General features: G+C 67.8%; 2 protein-coding genes. Both read left to right on the top strand.

Annotation, left to right across the window (positions count from 1 at the left end; all coding sequences use genetic code 11):
- Positions 1-739: TnsB C-terminal domain-containing protein (locus tag Adu01nite_RS47365; protein WP_203735992.1), on the top strand; the 739-nt coding region annotated here is incomplete at its 5' end.
- Positions 736-1,551 (top strand): ExeA family protein, encoded by an 816-nt coding sequence (locus Adu01nite_RS47360; protein ID WP_203735991.1) that lies wholly within the window; start codon positions 736-738, stop codon positions 1,549-1,551. The genes Adu01nite_RS47365 and Adu01nite_RS47360, both read left to right, overlap by 4 nt.
- Positions 1,552-1,670 lie beyond the last annotated feature (119 nt).

The following is a 1,670-nucleotide window of genomic DNA, read 5'->3' as shown; positions in this document are numbered from 1 at the left end:
GCGGGGCGTTCCCGAGGCGATATATGTCGATAACGGGTCCGCCTTCGTTGACTCGTGGCTGCTGCGGGCCTGCGCGAGCCTGGGCATCAAACTCGTGCACTCCACCCCGGGCCGGCCGCAGGGCCGAGGCAAGATCGAACGGTTCTTCCGGACCGTCCGGGAGCAGTTCCTCATTGAACTGTCCACACCCGGCAGAGCACCGATCGCCGACCTGGCTGAGCTGAACCGGTTGTTCACCGCCTGGGTCGAAACCGAGTACCACCAACGCCCGCACAGTGCCACCGACATGGCACCGCTGGCCCGCTGGCGACACCAGCTACCGAGCCCGCTGCCGACACCGAGCCCGGCCGCGTTGCGGGAGGCGTTCCTGTGGTCGGAACACCGGACCGTCACGAAAACCGCGACCGTTTCCCTGCACAACAACGTCTACCAAGTCGACCAGGTCTTGGTCGGACGCAAAGTCGAGCTGGTGTTCGACCCGTTCGACATGACCGATATCGAGGTCCGCCACCACGCCCGCTCCTACGGCCTGGCCGTGGCGTTCCGGATCGGCCGGCACTCCCACCCGAAAGCCCGCCCCGAACACGTCGCGATCGACGCACCACCGGTCGGCATCGACTACCTCAACCTGATCGGCGCCGTGCACGCCGACACCCTCGGCGACCGCGTCAACTACGCCGCCCTCACCCGCGACCCCGACCACCAGCAGCCAGAACAAGACCAGGAACCGCAGCGGTGAGCATCGAACGCCTGCAAGCCTTCTACGGCTTCACCCGCATGCCGTTCGGCCGGGACCTGGCCCCCGGCATGCTGCACCGCCACCCCGGCCACGCCGAAGCCGTCGCCCGGATCACCTGGTGCACCAGCGAACACACCCTCGGCGTGATCACCGGCGAAGTCGGCGCCGGGAAAACCGTCGCCGTCCGCGCCGCCCTGTCCGCCCTCGACCCGGCCCGGCACACCCTGATCTACCTCGGCAACCCCACCATCGGCGCCCGCGGCATCCACCACGCGATCGTCACCGCCCTCGGCGGCGTCCCCCGCGTGCACATGGCAACCCTCATCCCGCAAACCGCCGACGCCCTCGCCGCCGAACACGCCGAACGCGGCCGCACCCCCGTCCTGGTCATCGACGAAGCCCACCTGCTCGACCACGACCAGTTGGAAGGCATCCGCATGCTCACCAACCACGACATGGACTCCACCAGCCCATTCGCCTGCCTGCTCGTCGGGCAACCCACCCTGCGGCGACGCATCAAACTCGGCATGTTCGCCGCCCTCGACCAACGCATCGCCCTGCGCTACACCCTGCCACCCATGAACGCCACCGACACCGCCGGTTACCTACGCCACCACCTCACCCTGGCCGGCCGCTCCGACCCCCTGTTCTCCGACGACGCCACCACACTGATCCACCAAACCAGCCGCGGACTACCCCGCGCCGTGAACAACCTCGCCGTCCAATCTCTGATCGCCGCGTTCGCCGCCGACAAAGCCATCGTCGACGAATCCTCCACCCGCGCCGCCGTCACCGAAGTCACGACAGAATGAGCAGCAAAACGACAGCCTGAACACCAAAGCCCCGCCGGACACCCCGGCGGGGCTTACCTAACGGACTCCACGCTCACCAGCAACGACGCCATCCCGCTCACGACGAAAGTCGCGCAACA

The sequence above is a fragment of the Paractinoplanes durhamensis genome (assembly GCF_016862175.1).
GTDB lineage: Bacteria > Actinomycetota > Actinomycetes > Mycobacteriales > Micromonosporaceae > Actinoplanes > Actinoplanes durhamensis.
Note: the sequence above shows the minus strand (reverse complement) of the source record. Positions and strands in the feature narration are given on the sequence as shown.